This window comes from Candidatus Nitrotoga arctica, from assembly GCF_918378365.1.
In the GTDB taxonomy this organism is placed as follows: domain Bacteria; phylum Pseudomonadota; class Gammaproteobacteria; order Burkholderiales; family Gallionellaceae; genus Nitrotoga; species Nitrotoga arctica.
In genome coordinates this window covers 1,138,050-1,152,843 of sequence record NZ_OU912926.1, presented here as the reverse complement: position 1 = coordinate 1,152,843, position 14,794 = coordinate 1,138,050, and the positions used below count along the sequence as shown (strand labels likewise).

The 14,794-nt window shown below is 50.3% G+C and carries 14 protein-coding genes; 6 read left to right on the top strand and 8 right to left on the bottom strand.

Features of this window, described 5'->3' with window-relative positions; genetic code table 11:
- Nucleotides 1-2: 2 nt before the first annotated feature.
- The 4 genes from MKZ32_RS05250 to MKZ32_RS05235 all read left to right on the top strand — a co-directional run bounded on the left by MKZ32_RS05250 (nucleotide 3) and on the right by MKZ32_RS05235 (nucleotide 5,492).
- A complete protein-coding gene (locus tag MKZ32_RS05250) occupies nucleotides 3-2,693 on the top strand; it encodes an MGH1-like glycoside hydrolase domain-containing protein (RefSeq protein ID WP_239796296.1) in 2,691 nt (896 codons plus the stop codon).
- A 218-nt stretch (nucleotides 2,694-2,911) separates the two neighbouring features.
- Nucleotides 2,912-4,084, top strand: coding sequence for an ABC transporter substrate-binding protein (locus tag MKZ32_RS05245; protein ID WP_239796295.1), 1,173 nt, complete (start codon nucleotides 2,912-2,914; stop codon nucleotides 4,082-4,084).
- Between the two features lie 107 nt (nucleotides 4,085-4,191).
- Nucleotides 4,192-4,695, top strand: a complete 504-nt coding sequence (locus tag MKZ32_RS05240; RefSeq protein ID WP_239796294.1) for a DUF3833 family protein — start codon at nucleotides 4,192-4,194, stop codon at nucleotides 4,693-4,695.
- Between the two features lie 173 nt (nucleotides 4,696-4,868).
- On the top strand, nucleotides 4,869-5,492 hold the full coding sequence (locus MKZ32_RS05235) for a histidine phosphatase family protein (protein WP_239796293.1): 624 nt from the start codon (nucleotides 4,869-4,871) through the stop codon (nucleotides 5,490-5,492).
- A 298-nt stretch (nucleotides 5,493-5,790) separates the two neighbouring features.
- Here the strand turns inward: MKZ32_RS05235 and minE are convergent, their stop codons facing one another.
- From minE to MKZ32_RS05215, 4 genes are all read right to left on the bottom strand, one after another.
- Nucleotides 5,791-6,075 (bottom strand): cell division topological specificity factor MinE, encoded by a 285-nt coding sequence (minE, locus tag MKZ32_RS05230; protein ID WP_239796292.1) that lies wholly within the window; start codon nucleotides 6,073-6,075, stop codon nucleotides 5,791-5,793.
- A gap of 1 nt (nucleotide 6,076) precedes the next feature.
- Complete coding sequence (gene minD, locus MKZ32_RS05225; protein WP_239796291.1) at nucleotides 6,077-6,892, bottom strand: septum site-determining protein MinD; 816 nt, start codon at nucleotides 6,890-6,892, stop codon at nucleotides 6,077-6,079.
- Nucleotides 6,893-6,955: 63 nt separating this feature from the next.
- The gene (minC, locus tag MKZ32_RS05220; RefSeq protein ID WP_239796290.1) at nucleotides 6,956-7,804 is read right to left on the bottom strand and encodes a septum site-determining protein MinC; all 849 of its coding nucleotides are present in this window, start codon (nucleotides 7,802-7,804) and stop codon (nucleotides 6,956-6,958) included.
- 126 nt (nucleotides 7,805-7,930) lie between these two features.
- Nucleotides 7,931-8,692 (bottom strand): outer membrane protein assembly factor BamD, encoded by a 762-nt coding sequence (locus MKZ32_RS05215; RefSeq protein WP_239796289.1) that lies wholly within the window; start codon nucleotides 8,690-8,692, stop codon nucleotides 7,931-7,933.
- On the opposite strand from MKZ32_RS05215, the gene rluD reads away from it, so the two are divergent.
- Together rluD and pgeF are read left to right on the top strand one after the other, a co-directional pair.
- Nucleotides 8,691-9,740, top strand: coding sequence for a 23S rRNA pseudouridine(1911/1915/1917) synthase RluD (gene rluD, locus MKZ32_RS05210; protein ID WP_239796288.1), 1,050 nt, complete (start codon nucleotides 8,691-8,693; stop codon nucleotides 9,738-9,740). The two genes, MKZ32_RS05215 and rluD, sit on opposite strands and share 2 nt — an antisense overlap.
- Entirely contained in the window at nucleotides 9,727-10,464 is a 738-nt protein-coding gene (pgeF, locus tag MKZ32_RS05205; RefSeq protein ID WP_239796287.1) for a peptidoglycan editing factor PgeF, read from the top strand. The genes rluD and pgeF overlap by 14 nt, the downstream gene beginning before the upstream one ends.
- Nucleotides 10,465-10,668: 204 nt before the next feature.
- Here the strand turns inward: pgeF and MKZ32_RS05200 are convergent, their stop codons facing one another.
- From MKZ32_RS05200 to MKZ32_RS05185, 4 genes are all read right to left on the bottom strand, one after another.
- On the bottom strand, nucleotides 10,669-12,537 hold the full coding sequence (locus MKZ32_RS05200) for a chemotaxis protein CheA (RefSeq protein WP_239796286.1): 1,869 nt from the start codon (nucleotides 12,535-12,537) through the stop codon (nucleotides 10,669-10,671).
- Nucleotide 12,538: 1 nt separating this feature from the next.
- Nucleotides 12,539-13,297, bottom strand: coding sequence for a protein phosphatase CheZ (gene cheZ / locus MKZ32_RS05195; RefSeq protein ID WP_239796285.1), 759 nt, complete (start codon nucleotides 13,295-13,297; stop codon nucleotides 12,539-12,541).
- Between the two features lie 8 nt (nucleotides 13,298-13,305).
- Complete coding sequence (cheY, locus tag MKZ32_RS05190; protein WP_420887756.1) at nucleotides 13,306-13,680, bottom strand: chemotaxis response regulator CheY; 375 nt, start codon at nucleotides 13,678-13,680, stop codon at nucleotides 13,306-13,308.
- 139 nt (nucleotides 13,681-13,819) lie between these two features.
- Complete coding sequence (locus MKZ32_RS05185; protein WP_239796284.1) at nucleotides 13,820-14,794, bottom strand: chemotaxis protein; 975 nt, start codon at nucleotides 14,792-14,794, stop codon at nucleotides 13,820-13,822.

Genomic DNA, 14,794 nt, shown 5'->3' with positions numbered 1-14,794 from the left:
ATATGAGTACCGCCTCGACTCCGCCCACATTACAGCCAAAAAAACCGAGCAGCCAGAACGCGCCCCTCAGCGAGGAAAAGAAACGGCTCATCGCGCGAGAAAAAGATGAACCGGAATGGTCCAGATGGGGACCTTACTTGAGCGAACGCCAATGGGGAACGGTCCGTGAGGACTACAGCCCGCACGGTGAAGCTTGGGAATATTTCAGCCATGATCACGCACGCAGTCGCGCCTATCGCTGGGGTGAAGATGGCATCGCCGGGATCAGCGACAAATTCCAGCACTTATGTCTGGGGCTGGCACTGTGGAACGAGCGCGATCCGATTCTGAAAGAACGCCTGTTCGGGTTGACCAACAGTGAGGGCAATCACGGCGAAGATGTCAAAGAGCTGTATTACTACCTGGATGCAACACCGACTCACTCTTATCTGAAGATGCTCTATAAATATCCCCAGCAGGCGTATCCATACGCATGGCTGGTGGAGGAAAACGGGCGGCGGGGTAAGGACATGCCGGAATTCGAACTGATCGATACCGACGCCTTTGCCGATGACCGCTACTTCGATGTGTTCGTGGAATACGCCAAGGCCGACCCGCACGATATTCTGATGCGGATTACCGCACACAATCGCGGCCCCGAAGACGCACCGCTGCACATTTTGCCGCAGCTATGGTTCAGAAACGAGTGGACATGGGACGGACAAACCGAGAAGCCGGAGATGTCAGTCTTTGAACAGGATGCCATCGTGTTGCAGCACCCAAAATTGGGCACTTATTACTGCCACTTCGATGGTGCGACGGAATTGCTGTTCTGCGATAACGAGACCAACGTACAACGCCTGTACGGCACAGAAAATAAAGGCTATTTCAAGGATGCCTTTCACGAGCATGTCGTTCATGGCAAACCCCAGGCTGTCAATCCGTTGCAAAGCGGCACCAAGGCGGCAGGGCACTTCATTTTTACAATACCGGCACAGGGGAAGATTGAGATTCGCTTGCGTCTCACCCGGGCCGTGAACACGCAGCCCTTCAAGGATTTTGATTCTATTTTCAATTTGCGCCGGGCCGAGGCTGATGAATTTTATGCCGTGCTACAAGCTGATATTGCTGACGAAGATGCGCGCCTGATCCAGCGTCAAGCCTTTGCCGGCATGATTTGGAGCAAGCAGTTCTACTACATCGATATTCCCATATGGCTGAAAGGTGATCCGAGCATGCCCGCACCGCCTAAGGAGCGACACCACGGACGGAACAGCGAATGGCAGCATCTTAACAATGCAGACATCATTTCAATGCCGGACAAATGGGAATATCCCTGGTATGCCGCATGGGATCTGGCTTTCCACTGCGTCACAATGGCAGACATCGATCCGGTATTCGCAAAGAACCAACTCCTGCTCATGACGCGCGTCTGGTACATGCATCCGAATGGGCAGATTCCCGCTTACGAATGGGCTTTCGGCGACGTTAATCCGCCGGTACATGCATGGGCGGTGTGGGAGGTGTACAAGGCCGAATGCGATGCAAACGATGGCTGTGGTGATCTGGATTTTCTTGAGCGTGAACTGCATATGCTGCTGCTGAACTTTACTTGGTGGGTCAATCGCAAGGATATCGATGGACACAACGTATTTCAGGGCGGTTTCCTCGGTTTGGATAACATCGGCGTGTTTGACCGCAGTGCGCCGCTACCCACCGGCGGTTATATCAATCAAGCCGATGGCACCAGCTGGATGGCCATGTATGCGCTCAACCTGATGCGTATCGCGCTCGAGCTGGCGCAGCACAACCGCACCTATGAGGATATTGCCACCAAGTTTTTTGAGCACTTTCTGTACATTGCCCAGTCGATGAACAATATCGGCGATCAAGGTGTCGGCCTGTGGGATGAGAAGGATCAATTTTTCTACGATGAGCTGCGTACCCCTGATGGCGGGATGATGCCGCTCAAGGTTCGTTCCATGGTGGGTCTCATCCCGCTTTATGCTGTGGAGATTCTGGAGCCGGAGATACTTGATCGGCTGCCAAATTTCAAACGGCGGCTGGAATGGTTCATGAAAAACCGTCCCGAATTGGCAGCGCTCGTCTCTCGCTGGCAGGAGCCGGGACGGGGTAACCGTCACCTGCTGTCGTTGCTGCGCGGCCACCGTATGAAAGCCCTTCTGCGACGTATGCTGGATGAGACCGAATTCCTTTCCGACTATGGCATACGGTCGCTCTCACGCGCCCATAAAGATGCGCCCTATATCTTCAACTGCATCGATAATCCGATGAGCGTCAGCTACCAACCGGCCGAATCGGAATCAGGGATGTTCGGCGGCAATTCCAACTGGCGCGGTCCAATATGGTTCCCGGTCAATTATCTGTTGGTGACTTCGCTGCGCCGCTTCGCCGAATTTTACGGAGATGAATTCAAAATTGAATGTCCTACCGGTTCCGGAAACATGCTCTCTATTCATGCCGTTGCCGACGAACTGGCACTGCGCTTGACGCGCTTATTCAGACGCGATGGTTCAGGGCAGCGGCCGGTATTCGGCGATCAAACCAAGTTTCAGGAAGACCCGCAATTCCGGGACTACATTTTGTTCCATGAATATTTCCATGGCGACACCGGTCGCGGGGTAGGTGCCTCGCATCAAACCGGCTGGAGTGGCTTGGTAGCAAAACTGTTGCAACCGTACAAGCACGATTAATTCAACCAAAAGAGTATTAAAAAATCAGCTCACAGGAAATAATTTCGCTCGGCTGTCATTACTGTAAGATTGCTAACGGATGTATTTATAGTCCCCCCCGTGTACTTGGACGGGAAAAATGCAGATGATGCACAACGAGAATTAAATAGTGCATTTATCAACTAAATTCGGGTGTAATGCAGGTTTTTACTTAAATTAAAACGGCGAAGGAGCGCACAATGGACGTATTAACGGAGACAAAACTTTCCCGGCGACATTTTATTCAATTGACGCTCGCAGGATCGCTGGCCCTTCAGGCATCAAGCCATGCATTCGCCCAAACTACTGGCAGCTGGGCGAGCGGAGAAGCACCGCTTCTGCCGCTGCTCACCCCGGAGGTGGAAACAAGGACGCTCGACGAGCTACACAAAACCGCCCTCGCCCAAGGCGCTGACCTGATCGTCTATGCGGGCGGGGATCTGCCCAATGCACAGGCCGCCGTCGAACAGGCCTTCAAAACACGCTTTCCTGGCATGAACATCCGCATCCTGGTTGACCTCAGCAAATATCACGACGCGCGGATAGACAATCAACTCGCGCGCGACAAGCTCGAATGCGACGTTGCGCACCTGCAAACCCTGCATGACTACGACCGATGGAAAGCAGAAGGACATCTGCTGTTTTACAAGCCCTTGGGCTGGGAGCACGTCTACCCGGATTTTCGCGATCCCGACGGGGCATATGTAGCTGTCAATGTTTTTTGCTTCAGCAACATCATCAATACCGGGCTGATCCCTGAAGCAGAAGCCCCACGCGACGCATTAGACTATCTCGATCCCAAATGGAAAGGGCGGATCGTCCTGACCTATCCGCACGACGACGACGCCGTGCTGTACCAGTTCGACCGTATCATCAGCGAGCGCGGCTGGGGCTATATGGACCGGCTGATGACGCAGGATGTGCAATGGATTCGTGGTACGGTGCCGGCGCGTCTGGTCGTTGCCAAGGGCGACAAGGCCGCGACCTTTACCGCTTCGGGCCCGTTGACCACGCCCCCCGACAGCCCGTTCAAGCTCATCCTGCCGAAAAACGACAGCTTTCTCACCTGGCCTCAGACGGGCGCCATCTTCAAGGCTGCGCGTCATCCGGCGGCAGCGAAGCTCTACATGAGTTGGCTGCTGTCGAAGGAGATGCAGGAAGGTCGTGGACTATGGCCAGTGCGGCGGGACATGTCGCCACCGGAGGGATTCGAACCGGTCATCAACTACCCTACCTATCCGGTGCGCTTCCGCGCCTTCATGCAGGATCGCGCGCGCATTGAGCGCCTGAAATTCCAGATGGAGCACTACATCGGGGCCATCCAAGGACAGAATCCAACTCAAGTCCACGGACTGTATCCCGTTGGACGATGACTAACGATGTCCATCATTCCAGGTCGATGTCTAACAAGCCATTCTGAAAGCGCCCGTTTCAACATCCATAATTTGTCATGATTTCTGTTGCGGAGAGTGCGAACAAAATGAAAAAGCGCTTCGAACAAATTGTTCTTGTAGCTTCACTGCTGATGTCGCTAACCGCTCACTCCCAAACCAAAGGAAAAGCATTTGTGCCAGACGAGGTCTTCGCCGGGCGTTCTGAGGGCAAAGGAGAAATGCAGCTGTTTCTAGGAAAAACTCGCCCATTTACCGTTGAAAGCCTTGGATCGACACAAGCTGATGGCCGCTTTAGGCTTGAGCAAAACGTGCAGTTTGAAGGAGAGCCCATTCAGTCACGTTCTTGGATGATGTGGCAAACCACCCCAGGTCATTACTCGGCAACGCTTACCGAAGCTTCAGGACTGGCCGTAGGTCGCACCGATGGAAGCCGACTAACTTTGCGCTACCCGCTGAAGGGTTGGGGCTTGGTAATGCATCAAATTCTTGATCTCACTAACGATGGCCGGACTGTAGTGAACTACGGCAGCATTCGTTTCCTGGGTATCCCAATCGGTCAGCTGCGAGAAACGATCCAGTTGACGCACTAAACGTGCTCACCCATAACGAATTGCGCAGCAATAAACGCCTGCATCGCTTTACGCTACGTGGAAAAATCAAGCTAGATAGGCAGTGGCAGTTGGACTACATGATACATAAGATGATGCATAAGCTCTATCATTTCGTCACCGAGTTCCACTTTTCACCAAAACAAGGAGTATGCATGAAAGTAAACGTGCAATGGATTTCTAGGATCTTTGTCCTTCTTGCTTTGGCATCGGCCACCGCGCACGCGCAGACAGTCGATGTGAAGGCGTTGGCCGAGCGTTTGAAGCAGGGTGGCTACGTCATTGTCTTTCGCCACGGAGCGACCAATCGCGATCAGGCGGACACTGACCCCCTAAATTACGGCAACACTACCAAGCAGCGCTTGTTGAGTGAAGGCGGCAAAGCATTGGCCACCCAGGTGGGTGCTTCTTTCAAGGCCTTGCAAATTCCGATTGGCAGGGTTCACACCAGCAAATTCAATCGGGCGGTGGAAACCGGGAGGTTGATCAGTGGCACTGAAGTGACATCCACTCCAGATATCACTGAAGGCGGCCTCGTCGTCACGCCAATCGAAAATGATCGTCGAGCTGAGGCATTGAGAAAGATGGCAGCGACACCCCCTGCAGATGGAAAAAACACGCTCCTGGTCACGCATAAACCGAACATCATCGACGCCTTCGGGAAAGATTGGTTCGAAGTAAAGGAGGGAGAGGCCTCGATCTTTCAACCGGATGGAGCGGGAAAGCCAATCCCGATCGCTCGAGTCCAAGCTATAGAGTGGATCAAGTCCGCAAAGTGAACTCACAGCCCTTCACTCACCCAGCAGGCGTCTAACCCCTTCTATCGAGGCGCGGCCGGGTACACTTTGTATATCCGATGCAGCCTGGCTAGCCGTGGGAAGCATGTAGAAGGAAGGCATGAATTAAAATTACAGGCTTCAGCAGATATTTTTGAGAAGCTCACCCAATAACCTCCGGCTTTGCCGGAGGTTATTTACTATCAGCCTCTGCAGATTCATCCGGTAAACTTGTTGAATTTCGCGATCAATCAGGTACGTTGTTTTACTGCCGTCCCCAGTGCAAATCCCGGGAGAATACTCATCGGTTGTTGCGCATTTTGTCCGGCAATGTAATGTTAAGTTCAAGTACATCATATTCACCGTGCTTCTCTAATTGAACATTGATAGATTCGCGATCGATATGAATGTATTTTGCAATCACAACCATCAGTTCTTCTTGGAGTGCAGGTAGATAGTCTGGAGTGGAAGCACCTCTTCCGGCACGTTCGTGGGCGAGAATAATCTGTAAACGTTCTTTAGCGACGACGGCAGTTTTTTTATCGTTGCCGCGCAGGTAGCTGATCAAGCCAGCAATCATGGACATCTCAGCGGCCTCCCAGCAGTCGTTTAAAGAAGCTCTTTTTTTCTGCGGTAACGAAGCGCATCGGCAATCCTTCATCGCCCATGAAACGTCCCACTACATCTCGGTAGGCTTCAGCCACGTCGCTCTTATCCAGATGGATGGCTGGGGTGCCAGCATTAGAGGCTTGGAGCACTGATTCCGATTCCGGAATCACACCAATCAACGGAATACGTAAAATTTCCTGGATGTCAGTAACCGACAACATTTCCCCCGCCTCTACCCGCTTGGGATCATAGCGCGTCACCAGCAAGTGTTCTTTCACGGGATCGAGGCCATCCACCGCACGTTTGGATTTGGCTGCAAGAATTCCGAGAATGCGATCCGAATCTCGCACCGACGAAACTTCCGGGTTAGTTACGATCAAAGCTTCATCTGCAAAATACATTGCGGTGAATGCGCCTGATTCAATGCCTGCCGGGGAGTCACATACAATACAATCAAAACTTTCTTTGAGCTCGTTAAGAATACGCTCAACACCTTCCAGGTTGAGTGCATCTTTGTCTCGAGTCTGAGATGCAGGGAGAATGTATAGGTTGTCGCAGTTCTTGTCTTTGATGAGTGCCTGCTTAAGGGACACCTCGCCATTGATGACGTTGATGATGTCATACACCACACGCCGCTCGCAGCCCATAATGAGATCCAGGTTACGTAAACCCACATCGAAATCGATGACAACCGTTTTGTTTCCCCGTAAGGCGAGACCGCTGGAGAAGCTAGCGCTGGTTGTGGTTTTACCTACACCACCCTTCCCTGAGGTAACTACAATAACTTTAGACACGTTTATATTCCTGAACAAAATTAGGTATATTTTACCCGTAAATGAGGATGCTAAAAAATTCCTTTAGCTCAGCAAGGGCTGGATAATCAAATCAGAGCAATCCAGATGCACCTGAACGGGTTTGCCGCGCAAATTTTCGGGAATACCGTTCTCAAATACCTTGAAACAGCCAGCAATAGAAATTAATTCTGCCTCCAAGCTATGCATAAAAATACGCGCACTCTCGTTACCTTGAGCACCCGCGATAGCCCGACCGCGTAATGGGGCGTAAATGTGAATATCCCCGTCAGCAATCAGTTCGGCTCCTGCATTGACAACACCCAGTACAACCAGATTAGCCCCTTCTGCGTAGATTCTCTGACCCGTACGAACTGGTTTGTTGATAATCATAGTCGGACGGAAAGTGGGCAGTGCTTGGGAAACTGGTTTTTGAAGTTGGGTATCTGAGTCTAGGATGCGATTGTTATTGGGTTCACCCGCTCCAGTTTCTATCGCCAATCCCAATCCTGGTAGTTCTGGTTGATTGTCTTCTGCATCAGAGGTAATGCATGGGGCTGTCGCGGGAATCGATGCCGTCTTTAATGGGGGTCTGATAATCGTGTCAGGAAAGAGTCCCAAACCTGCCTGTACAGCGGCTTCACGCTGTTCAGCGGAACCCCCAACAACACCCGTGGCATGCATGCCATGATCCAGCATGAATGACATCAGACCGGTAAAGTCTGGCGATAGGTTGAAATTCGCGATAGCAGAGAGATCAAGAGCCACAGGCGTATTGGAGAAGAAATTCTGCGTTTGATTAAAACGCATATCCAACTGTTTTTTTAGTTGATCCATATCGGTTGTATTGATATAGAGTACAAATAAAGAAAGATTGGCAATTTTAAGTTTGAATGCCGGTTCTTCGCGTGCCATATTTTTTAAGTTTTTTAGAGTCTGTTACTAATACTAAGCTTGGTAGGACTCCGCCTTCTAAGTTTGGAGAAGGTCGCGCAGTTTAACGATGCCTTCCTTAAACTATGTAAATGCTAGAGCCAATGTTCAGCTTTGCCAAAACTTCCACCACTGGCGTGGATTGACAACTGGCTTAACACCATCTTTCGCGAAGTTTTTGTCTAGCACACGCTGTGAATCGTCGCGTAAATCTTTCAGTCCCATCGCATCATAGGCCTGCACTATAACTTGCAGAGCCTCACGTGTAGCCGGAGCCTGCGGAAAATCAATGAGTACGCCATTAGCACGATTGACAGCGGCCACATAGGCTCCGCGGCGTAAATAATAACTTGCAACTTGCGTTTCATGGCGCGCCAACGCGTTAATTAAATATTGCATGCGTAATTTTGAATCGGCTGCATATTTGCTGTTAGGAAAACGTGTAACCAGATCCTTAAAAGCATCAAAAGCCTCACGCGGCGCCTTGGAATTACGCTCGGATACGTCTGGGTGAAATCCCGCGCCAAACAGACCGAGATCTTCGTCGAAATTGACCAATCCTTTCAAGTAATAGGCGTAATCCACGTGCGAACTGTTTGGGTACTGCTTAATAAAGCGCTCCACCGCAGAGAGTGCTGATTCCGGTTCGCTTTGCTTGTAGTATGAGTATGCAATCTCCATCTGCGCCTGCTGCGCATAACGGCCATAAGGATATCGAGATTGCAAAGTCTCGAATAGTTTTATAGCGCCAGGGTAATTGGCATTATTTATCTGTTCCATGGCCTGAGCGTACATTCCCTCGGCGGAATCCGCTGCCGCGGAAGCGGATTTTTCATCCTTCGGAGAGAAAATATTACACGCAGTTAGCATGAGCAGCAGAATTAAAGTTAAACTATGGCGCATGGCAGAATCCAAAAAAATGTTATCCAATTATACCGCAAACCTTTCTGCACCCAACCCGCTTACATTGAAGACTGCCCCACTTTTGTTCAAAGTTCCCGACGAATGCGCGGGGATGCGCCTTGATCAGGTATTAGCCAAGCTGCTGCCAGAGTATTCTCGTAGCCGTCTGCAAGACTGGATCACGCAGCAGCAGGTTAAACTCGATGGCGCGGCAACCACTTCCAAACAAAAAGTATGGGGCGGCGAAGAGATAGAAGTCATACTTCAATCGAATCCTGCCGAACAACCTTATCAGGCTGAGGATATCGAGCTAAACATCTTGTTTGAAGATAACAGCATACTCATCATCAACAAACTGGCAGGACTGGTGGTGCATCCAGGTAGTGGAAATTGGAATGGCACTCTGCTCAATGCCTTGCTCCATCATTCGCCGCAACTTTCAGAAATACCGCGCGCCGGCATTGTGCATAGGCTGGACAAGGATACCAGCGGACTGCTGGTCGTTGCAAAAACACTTACTGCGCAGACAGCGCTAGTACGCCAGTTGCAGGCACGTAGCGTACAGCGCGAATACTATGCGCTGGTATATGGCGAAGTGGTACGTGCCGGTACGGTAAATGTACCTATAGGCCGCCATCCTACGCTGCGTACGAAAATGGCAATAGTGGAAGACGGCAAACCTGCAACTACGCATTACACCATAGCGGAGCGTTTCCCCGGCTGCACCCTGCTTCGCTGCAAATTGGAAACCGGGCGCACCCATCAGATCCGCGTTCACCTTGCCTCTATTCGCCATCCGTTGGTTGGCGACTCGGTATATATCAAGGGGGCACAGAAATGCGCACCACAATTACGCCCCCTTTTAGCCGTTTTCCCACGCCAAGCGTTGCATGCGACGCAACTTGGGCTGGAACATCCCACAACGGGTGAATGGTTGGAATGGCAAGCCCCCATGCCAGACGACATAACACAGCTACTAAAAAACATCAGGAGCACATTAAATGAACCTGCTTGAACACTGCATTATCCCTGACTGGCCGGCTCCAAAAAATATCAGAACGCTACAAACCACACGCAATGGAGGGATCAGTGCTGCCCCCTATAACAGTCTCAATCTCAGCAGCAACGTAGGCGATGCGCCTTTAGCCGTAGCGCGCAATCGCATGCTGCTGGAACCAATGCTGCCAAGTGAGCCGGTGTGGCTGAAGCAAGTGCATGGTGTGGTAGTAACTGATGCGGCTCAGGCCGAATGTTGGCCCGAGGCCGATGCCTGTGTATCGACACACCCCGGCGCAGTGTGTGTAGTAATGACCGCAGATTGCCTGCCCGTACTGCTGTGCAATGATAAAGGCAGCGTAATCAGCGCAGTACATGCAGGATGGCGTGGATTGTGCGATGGGGTCATTGAACACACCGTGCGTGCCATGGACGTACCTCCTAATACGCTCATGGCCTGGCTTGGACCTGCAATAGGCCCACGAGCTTTCGAAGTAGGCGATGAAGTGCGGGCAGAGTTTATTGGCAAAGATCAACAAGCGGCGGCGGCCTTCGTGTCTGATACATCAGGAAAATGGTTCGCCGACATTTATCAACTCGCAGGTCTGCGCCTGAATGCATTGGGTGTTACGCGTGTATACGGCGGCGGCCTGTGTACCTATACAGACAGCGCAAATTTCTTCTCGTATCGGCGCGATAGTGTGACGGGGAGGATGGGAACATTTATCTGGCTGGATAAGTGATTCCCGTGCTTTTAGCCCTGCGAAGGCAGGGTAAACAGATAGTTAACACGGTGGAAATTTATAAATTTTCCATGCCTTAGACTCAGCCGTTAAATAACCTCAGAAGAATTGTATGGGCTTGCCAGTTAACGCCTGTCAGTAAACAAGCCGGTCGGACGAAACTAATTCACAGCAACTTTTTGATCAGATCCGATATTCCCTGCCTCATCTGCATAGCTCACCAAGCAATTCTTTGATATCCAAAATTAATATAATCTCACCCTCGCTGGACATCGTCACACCTGCTACTCCCTTTGGCCGGAAAGTATCCAATGATTTGATCACCACATCATCGTGTCCGGCAAAGCCATCTGCCGAGAGGATGAAACTGTTTTTTTCAATCTGCATCAACACACCCACTTCAGGTTTATCAGTCTGCTCCCAGCCAATCAAACTGGCCAATGAAAGCACCGGCAGGACCTCACCGCGCACCACCATGGTGGCTTTGCCAGCTATCTGTTGCAAATCACTCGGTGGAACCGATAAAATCTCCCGCACCAATGACAGCGGCACAGCAAATGATTGATTGCACAAGCGTAGTAGCAGCACTGGCAGAATCGCCAATGTAAGTGGCAATGAAATGGTGAACTCACTACCCTTACCCGGCACCGATGTAATACTGATTTTGCCACTCAATTTCTCAATGTTGGTTTTCACTACATCCATGCCAACCCCACGACCGGACACACTGGAAATCTCATCTTTAGTTGAAAACCCTGGGAGTAAAATCAAACCTAAGCTTTGTTCATCATCCAGGCTGCTCACAGATTCCGCATTGATCAAGCCCTTCTCGATGGCCTTGTTGCGGATCACCTCGGGACGCATGCCCTTGCCATCATCGGTTATCCTAATGATGATGTGATCTCCCTCCTGTTGAGCACTTAAATGCACTAAGCTCTTTGCTGTCTTACCCACCGCCGCGCGCTGTTCCGAACTTTCCACGCCGTGATCCACCGCATTGCGAATCAAGTGCACCAGCGGATCGTTAAGATCCTCAATCATGGTTTTATCGATCTCGGTCTCTTCACCGGACAACACCAACTCAACATCCTTACCCAGCTGACGCGCCAAATCGCGCGCCAAACGAGGATATTTATTGAAAAGGCGGCCGATAGGTTGCATACGCGTCTTCATCACCGCATTTTGCAAATTCACCACCAGCATATCGAGCTGACTGACCGACTCATCTAATGCAAGCAATGTGGCCGCGTCAGATCGCCCTTGCAGAATGTCAGTGCGTAAATGGGTCAGGCGATTTTTGGTCAATCCAATTTCACCAGAAAGATTGAGCACTTGATCCAGCCGGTCAGTATCAACACGAATTGTATTGTCCTTACCCGCCTCATTTTCGCGGCGCCCGGCAGCTGGAGCTTTATTTCCTGGAATATCGTTGCCACGTCGGCCAAACGAACGAGCTTCTGGCAATGACGCTTCCACGTTACCTGCAGGCGCCTGTGTTGCGGCTGGAGAAGGAGAAGCTAGCCCCGCATCAGATCCAGCCTGAACTTGAACGGGTGAAGTACCCACCAAGGCCTGATACAAAACATTCCAGTCTTGACTAGCCACTGATGAAGATAGAGAATTATCAGCCGCAGATTCGAGCACAGCCACCTGCGGTGCAACAGTCTGAGTTACAACCGCTTCTCCATTCAAGGCGGCGTGCAGTGCGGAAATCAGGTGAGGCGGGGCGGCTTCTGGTTGCCTGTATTGTGCTAATGCGTCAAACATCTGCCTGACCTCTCCTGTCGCTGCAAAAATCGCGTCCATTAGATCCGCATTCAGAACTAACTCACCGTTGCGCAGATTATCAAACAGATTTTCTGTGAGATGACATAACGTAACCAGCTCCGTCGCATTCAAGAATCCAGCGCCACCCTTGATGGTGTGAAAGCCACGAAAGATGATATTGAGCAGGTCGCGATCATGAGGCTGCTTTTCCAAGTCAATCAGCTTACTGTCGACATCAGACAACAGCTCAGATGCTTCTGTTAAAAAATCCTGCATTAACTCTTCCATGCCCGCGAAATCATTCATTTTAGAACCCCATGCTTTCAAGCAAGTCATCTACTTGATTCTGATTGGTCACCACGTCGGTGCGTCCTGACGAATTTATCACCGGGCCATTCAGTAGCCCGGCATGCATATCTGAGTTAGCGATAGGGGGAGAGCTCTCAACCAGTAACTCCACCAGCTGCTTTTCCATTTTCTGTGTTACATCCACAATTTTTTTGATGACCTGTCCAGTCAAGTCCTGAAAGTCTTGTGCCATCATGATTTCCGTCAGGTAAGCATTGGTAACCTTGGTCTGTTTCGGAATTTCAATCAAAAAAGCATGGGTTTGCGTGACCAAATTCTTGAACTGCTCAGTATCGAGTTGTTTATCAAAAAGCATCTGCCATTCCCGCGCCAACCGTTGGGAATCGACTTCAATCTTTGCCACAATGGGTTGTGCAGCCTCAGTAGCATTCAGCACTCGTTCAGCAGCTTTTTCTGTCATGGTAACGACATAGCTCAAACGGTCGCGAGCATCAGGAATAAAAGATGCGACTTTCTCAAGATCTTTGCCGTAACCAAGTTCATGCAGAGTGTCATGAAACTTGCGCGTCATTTGCCCAAGCTTGTTTACCACGCTGTCCGATGGGCTACTCTCATCACCACTTTGGGTCAATCCCCTATTAGCCGAAGACGATGTGGCGACGGCAGTCTCTTCCTCTCCACCATCACTCGCCGAGACAATACTGTCAAACAACGCTTCCAAATCATCTGAATCTCCTGCAACTGCTTTCTTAGTCATGGCATCACTCACTTTTGCATAGTCAGGAAAATTTTCTTTAGTTTTTCATCTAGTGTGGCGGCAGTAAACGGCTTAACAACATAACCGCTGGCACCTGCCTGTGCTGCCGCAATAATGTTTTCGCGCTTGGCTTCAGCGGTCACCATCAATACCGGCAAGTGTTTCAGCGTTGGATCAGCACGGATAGCTATAAGCAGATCAATGCCGGTCATATTAGGCATATTCCAATCCGACACCACAAAATTAAAACTCTCACTGTGTAACTTTTTTAATGCATCGACACCATCTTCCGCCTCTTGCACATTGACGAAACCAAGCTCCTTGAGCAAGTTACGCACAATACGCCGCATTGTGGAAAAATCGTCCACCACCAAAAATTTCATATTTGCATCTACCACGATATACCTCCAGTTACTTTTAGTCTTCAGGGGAACGACAGGAAGAAATCTAATACCATTCAAGGTGTTACATTTTTCTAACTTTTACTTTTATTCCTTATCCCGTTAACCATTTTCAGATACATCAAACCAGCAAAGGCCGCAATGTATTGCTCAATACCGCCACATCAAACTTGGGCACGTAATAATCCACTCCAACCCGCTTTCCCATATCGCGGTTGGCATCAGATGATAAAGACGAATGCATAACCACCGGAATACCATCAAAACGCCTGTCAGCCTTGATATGTTGCGTCAGCACGTAACCATCCATCACCGGCATTTCCGCATCTACGAGCACCACTTGAATCTGATCATGCAGATTTGTACCACTGCTCTGCGCGGTATCTGCCAACCCCTTCAAGCGTTCCCATCCTTCCAGCCCGTTATTCGCCTGCAAATTTTTGACACCCATCTTATCCAGGACTTCGGTTATTTTCTTACGTGCTACTGCAGAGTCATCCACGAAAAAGATACATAATTCATGGCCATTTTCGATCTTATCCACGCTGCCCACCACATCTTCACCAAATGCGCTGGCAAGAACTTGCTCGACATCCAGTATCGAAACGAGCTTGCCATCCGGCAGCTCAGTGATCGCAGTAATCATGTCCTTGTTGCCGGAAAACATGTCATCTGCCGGGCGGACTTTATTCCAGTCAACTCTAATAATGCGATCTACGTCATGCACTAGAAAACCAAGAATATGACGGCTATATTCCGCCACCATCATGGTGCTTTGGTCGTTCGACATTGTTCCATCAAGCCCCATGAATCTAGCCAAGGTCAATACGGGAAGAATGTGTCCACGTAATGACACAATACCGTCCACACCCGCTGGCATATTGGGTGTCTTGGTGATCGCCATCGCACGGCATACTTCCTTGACTTTGAATACATTGATACCAAACGTTTCCGGAGTACCCAACGAAAACAGCAGTATCTCCATCTTATTAGAACCAGCCAAACTGGTTCTGGCATCCACAGTATCGAACAGGCTACCCGTGCTCTGCGACAGAGAAGTGTTCTCTGCTTGTGATTGATATTCGGCAATCGACAT

Excerpts from the sequence above, each read along its gene's own strand:
- MKZ32_RS05215 (WP_239796289.1), bottom strand. The coding sequence starts at position 8,692 with ATGCTAACTGCGTGTAATATTTTCTCTCCGAAGGATGAAAAATCCGCT.
- cheY (WP_420887756.1), bottom strand. The coding sequence starts at position 13,680 with ATGAAATTTTTGGTGGTGGACGATTTTTCCACAATGCGGCGTATTGTG.
- MKZ32_RS05235 (WP_239796293.1), top strand. The coding sequence starts at position 4,869 with ATGAAAGTAAACGTGCAATGGATTTCTAGGATCTTTGTCCTTCTTGCT.
- minC (WP_239796290.1), bottom strand. The coding sequence starts at position 7,804 with ATGGCACGCGAAGAACCGGCATTCAAACTTAAAATTGCCAATCTTTCT.
- rluD (WP_239796288.1), top strand. The coding sequence starts at position 8,691 with ATGAGCAGCAGAATTAAAGTTAAACTATGGCGCATGGCAGAATCCAAA.
- MKZ32_RS05240 (WP_239796294.1), top strand. The coding sequence starts at position 4,192 with ATGAAAAAGCGCTTCGAACAAATTGTTCTTGTAGCTTCACTGCTGATG.
- MKZ32_RS05250 (WP_239796296.1), top strand. The coding sequence starts at position 3 with ATGAGTACCGCCTCGACTCCGCCCACATTACAGCCAAAAAAACCGAGC.
- MKZ32_RS05200 (WP_239796286.1), bottom strand. The coding sequence starts at position 12,537 with ATGAATGATTTCGCGGGCATGGAAGAGTTAATGCAGGATTTTTTAACA.
- MKZ32_RS05185 (WP_239796284.1), bottom strand. The coding sequence starts at position 14,794 with ATGTCGATTGCCGAATATCAATCACAAGCAGAGAACACTTCTCTGTCG.
- minE (WP_239796292.1), bottom strand. The coding sequence starts at position 6,075 with ATGTCCATGATTGCTGGCTTGATCAGCTACCTGCGCGGCAACGATAAA.
- pgeF (WP_239796287.1), top strand. The coding sequence starts at position 9,727 with ATGAACCTGCTTGAACACTGCATTATCCCTGACTGGCCGGCTCCAAAA.
- MKZ32_RS05245 (WP_239796295.1), top strand. The coding sequence starts at position 2,912 with ATGGACGTATTAACGGAGACAAAACTTTCCCGGCGACATTTTATTCAA.
- cheZ (WP_239796285.1), bottom strand. The coding sequence starts at position 13,297 with ATGACTAAGAAAGCAGTTGCAGGAGATTCAGATGATTTGGAAGCGTTG.